General features: G+C 58.0%; 2 protein-coding genes and 1 pseudogene. 1 reads left to right on the forward strand and 2 read right to left on the reverse strand.

Going from position 1 to position 4,814, the window contains the following annotated elements:
* Positions 1 to 154 precede the first annotated feature (154 nt).
* On the forward strand, positions 155 to 3,115 hold the full coding sequence (locus SGJ19_28815) for a TonB-dependent receptor (protein ID MDZ4784269.1): 2,961 nt from the start codon (positions 155 to 157) through the stop codon (positions 3,113 to 3,115).
* A 437-nt stretch (positions 3,116 to 3,552) separates the two neighbouring features.
* Here SGJ19_28815 and SGJ19_28820 read toward each other — a convergent pair.
* Together SGJ19_28820 and SGJ19_28825 are read right to left on the reverse strand one after the other, a co-directional pair.
* Positions 3,553 to 4,592 (reverse strand): annotated as a pseudogene (locus tag SGJ19_28820) (Tn3 family transposase).
* 25 nt (positions 4,593 to 4,617) lie between these two features.
* A partial coding sequence (locus tag SGJ19_28825; protein ID MDZ4784270.1) for an ISKra4 family transposase occupies positions 4,618 to 4,814 on the reverse strand: 197 nt, incomplete at its 5' end.

Raw genomic sequence — 4,814 nt, forward strand, 5'->3', positions numbered from 1 at the left:
CAACACCATGCATCCAGAGGGGAATGGCGAGGGGCGGCCCGATCCACGAGTAGGACATTTCTACTTGGCAGAATAGGACATTTTCATTTGGCTGCGACACTGATTCGAATCACTCTTGCGCCGTACACCCCACGAGATATATAATCTGGCCACCATGCGAATATTGGTGAGCCTTTCTCTGTTGATATTCTCCGCAATTCCGCTCGTTGCGCAACTTGATTCCGGTACGATACTCGGCACCGTGATCGACGGCTCCGGCGCTGTTGTTCCGGGCGCAAAGATAAGCGCACGGAATCAGGGCACCTCGGCTGTTAGCGAAACCGTCACCGGGCCGGATGGCAACTTCGTGATTCCCGTGCTTCGCATTGGCGCTTACACGTTAAGCGCGTCGGCTCGCGGTTTCAAAACACAGGTGCGGCCGAACCTGGAACTGCGAGTGTCCGATCGTCTGCGCGTCACCATCCCGCTCGAACCCGGCGCTGTTACCGAGACGGTGACTGTCGCCGATTCGCAGCCCCTGGTGGATACGGCATCGACAACACTGGGTGGCATCGTCGGCCAGCAGCAGTTGAACAACCTGCCGCTCAATGGACGCAACTTGACGCAATTGCTCACCATCATCCCTGGCGCCGTTCTGCTGGGCGGTGCGACGCAACAGTCGATGAATGGCTCTTCGACCTTCCGGTCTGAAGGCGGTTTGCGTTTCCTTATCGACGGCGCCGACGCAAGCCGTGTGGATTTCGATTCGCTCGACAATACCTATGGAGCATCGCGGAACCGAATCACGAGAGCTAGTGTCGACGCGGTCCAGGAGTTTCGTGTCTACGCCACGTCATTCTCCGCCGAGTTCGGGCAAGCCATGGGCGGGGTGGTGAACCTCATCACGAAATCGGGGACAAATCAGTGGCATGGCGGCCTTTTTGAATACTTCCGCAATGAAAAGCTCGACACCCGAAACTACTTCAACACTGGAACGAAGCCCCCATTCCGGCTCAATCAGTTCGGCGGGTCGCTCGGTGGGCGCATCGTGAGGGACAAGCTGTTCTTCTTCACCAACTATGAAGGGATCCGGCAAAGGCTCGGGATCACGCAGAACACATTTGTTCCCACGGAAGCTTTCCGGCAGACCGTCGACCCCCGCGTCCGGCCGGTGGTGGATCTGCTGCCGCTGCCCAACGGGGAGACATCCCCGACGGACCCGCGGCTCGGCCGTTTCGTGCGGAACGTATCGAACTCACTGCGGGAAGACGCCGCCGCGATCAAAGCGGACTATCGGATATCCTCGTCAGACTCTCTCTCGTTCCGCTACAACCTGAGTGACTCCCTTACCGCAAACTACTTCGGCGTCGCGAAGGGACAAGTTCAAGGCATTCCCGGACGCTTGCAGAACTCCAAGCTGACATATACCAAGGTGATCTCTCCGAGTTTGCTGAACGAAGCCGGAATCTCCTTCAATCGGATGCGCATCGATCCGCGCTCGGCGATGGACGAGGAGACGCGCAACTTTCCGATCACGGCTCTGGGAAGCGGTTCGGCGGGTTTGGGGCCCAACCTCTTTGATCTCCTGGTTGCGAACAATTCATTCTCCTGGCTCGATACGCTCTCCTGGGTGCGTGGTCGGCATCAGTTGAAGTTCGGAACGCAGATCATCCGCAATCAGGACAATAAGGAACTCCGGTTTCAGCGGATTGTCACATACCAGACGCTCTCCGAATTCGCCATCAACAACCCATTCTCGGCCGGAACGCTTGGACAGCCGCGTGCCGGCATGCGGAACACCTACTACAATTTCTTTGTTCAGGACGATATTCAAGTCAACCGCCGTCTGGTAATCAATGCCGGCTTGCGCTACCAGTACGACACGTCACCCACCGAGTCGCATGGCCGGATTGCAAACTTTGATCCGGCGGCTGGCCGGCTGGATCCGGTGGGCACGCAGTTGTTGAACGCACCGACCAAGAACTTCGCCCCCAGGTTTGGAATTGCGTGGACTCCCGGGGCATCGCAGAAGACAGTAATCCGTGCCGGGTTCGGGATGTTTTACTCAAGCCTCAATGCGGCGATGGCGCAGAACGTGCCAAATAATATTTCCCAACAGGCGTCTTCGGTCACGCGGCAGCAGGTGCCCACGCTCGTGGGATTCCCGTTCCCCGTTATCGGCTCCTTCGCCGGTGTCACTTCGCTCACGGCGCTCGAAAAGAACTGGCGCACGGCTTACACGGAGCAGCGGTCTTTCAATGTGCAGCAGGCTTTGCCCGGCAATTCGATGATGCAGGTCGGTTACGTTGGGAATCGGGCGCTGCATTTGACCGGACCGAGGAACCTGAACCGGCTGTTTCCCGGCACAGCGCAAAGACCATATCCGCAGTTCGGAAACATAACTCTTAGCCGCAACGATCTGAACTCGAACTACAACGCCTTGCAGGTAACGTTTAAGAAGCGCTTCGCCAAGGGCATGAGCGCCAACATGAACTACACTTGGTCCCACACGCTCGATGAAGGCGGCATCGCATTTGGAACGAATTCGCAGGACGACCAAAACCGCCGCGACGGTTACGGCAGCGCGGATTTTGATACTCGGCACATGCTGCAGTACGACTACAGCTACGAAATACCGAAAGCCCCGCGGCTGCCGGATTGGTTGGGCTCCGGCTGGCAGGCGAACGGGATGACAGTGATGCGGACCGGCTTCCCGGTCAATGTCGTATGCGGCTGCGATTCGATGCGCATCGGAACGGCAAGCTCGCGCGCGGATGTGGTGCCTGGGGTCTCCTGGAAGCCGGGAAAGGTCGATATCCCTAATTCGCAGATTAACTGGGCAGCGTTTCGCGCGCCGCAAACCGGCACTTTCGGGAACCTGGGACGTAACGTGGTTCGGGGGCCGGCTGCGTTTAACTGGGACCTTTCGGTCTTTAAGAATTTCGCTCTTGGTGAGTCACGGTCCTTACAGTTCAGGACGGAGATGTTCAACGCTTTCAACACACCGCAGTTCGGCCTGCCAGGCGCGAATCTTATTGCACCGGCGAACTTCGGCCGTAGCCTCGGCGCGCTCGGGACACTCGGTGGCTTTGGATCGAACCGGCAGATCCAATTTGGACTACGCCTAAGCTTCTGACAGCTGTGACCTGGAGTCTGACTGAATCAGGCTCCGGCACCGGGTCGAATCGCAGGAACTCGATAATCGCCGGAAGCTGCCTGAAGTTCGGTGGCGCAGTATTTGCCTCCCATCCAAACACGCTCGCCTCGCTGACTCGGAACCGTTCAGCCACGTCCCGCTGCTTCGGCTTTAACTCCAGCCGTCTCCTCGGAGTGTGATTCGTATACGGCCAGCAGAGCCGCCCATGGTTGCCGAATCGGTGCGACACGGGCGTGCTCATCGGCTTCTCGCCCAGGCCATCGTACGCCTCAATAGGAATACCAGCTACCAGAACCTCGACAGACTGCCGCTTTATTTCCCCGACTGACGATGACCACGACGGTCGGTTCGCACTTACATGACTTTGACGGGAAAGCCCATCTCGGGGTTGTAAGCCCAAACCGCCGAAAATTCCGTCACGTCAGATTAATTCCCGCTATGATCGCATCCAGGTCGATGAGTTGCCCGTTGCCACGGAAGGTGTAGTGGCCATTCATGTGGACGTGGCGCCATGCCGCCGGTGAGATCTTCTGGATCATGTCCAGGGCTTTCGCGTTCTGGCTTTCCTCGTACCTGATCAGCAGCCGCGAGAGGATCGCGGAATTGTAGTAGATGATAGCGTTCGCGATCAGCCGCGCACACTGGTTGCTGATCTCGATTTCAATGTCGGTCCTGCCGGTCAGTTCTTTCTTGCCGCCGATCTGGGCGATGACCGAACGTAGTTGGTGGTAGGACTCGATCCGGTTCTGCGAGCGGTGGACCTTGCGCTGCAACTGCGGGTCGCGGAGATAGCGCAGGGTGTAGATGCTGCGGATCAGCGTGTCAAACTCGAAGATCGCACGTCGCGTGGGATTTGGCTGGGTGTAGGTGCATAGCTTGCGAATCAGCGTCCCCTGGGTCATTTCCTTGAGGCCCAGCGTGGCGACGATCTGGTCGATGTTGTCTTTCTCCTCCACGATTGCTTGCCGGTCGATCTGGCTGACGGGCCGAACCAGACATTTCTCAGTGCCGGATCGTCGGCGCAGTAGAGATCTTTCAGTTGCTCTTCCAGATCGGTGAAGCGCGGCTCGAAGCGCAATCCGAACCAGTGCAAGACGGCAAAGTTGGCTTTGTTGACGCTGTGCGTGTCGCCGGTAATCGCGGTTGGCACGATGTCTGACGTGTTGCGGTACCAGATATCGAATACGTAATGAGCTTCAAATTCGTGTGCGCCAATGAGCCAGCCCTGCAACGGCGCGTGATTGCACAATAACGTGTAAGCCACGACACCCCTGCCGCGGCCGAAATACTTGCGCGAGTAGCGCGCCTTGACGGTTGGCCGTTCCACTGCGAACTTCTGGCCGTCCACGCTGCCTTAGAGCACATCGAGATCGAAGGAATAGTACGGAAAGATGGGCAGGTTGGCAATGGCATTACTGATTTGGTCGTTAGCCGCCTGCAGCGACGCCTGGCGCAGGGGTGTACGGCGGAAAAGTGACGGATCAGGCGGCGATAGCGGCATGCCTCCTTTCCCAGAAGTCCTCAGATCTACCACTGAGATGGCAGCAACGGAGGGCGATGATGGCGTTGGCGCCCTTGAGTGTCCAATGCATACCGGCGCGTTTCAGGCGGGTGCCGATAGAGACTTTGCATCCGGCTTCGACGACACCGGATGAAGTACAGAGTCCTTGCGCCCGGA

Source organism: Planctomycetia bacterium, assembly GCA_034440135.1.
GTDB lineage: Bacteria > Planctomycetota > Planctomycetia > Pirellulales > JALHLM01 > JALHLM01.

Bases quoted from the DNA above. Each gene is read 5' to 3' on its own strand.
- SGJ19_28815 (MDZ4784269.1), top strand. From the start codon at position 155: ATGCGAATATTGGTGAGCCTTTCTCTGTTGATATTCTCCGCAATTCCG.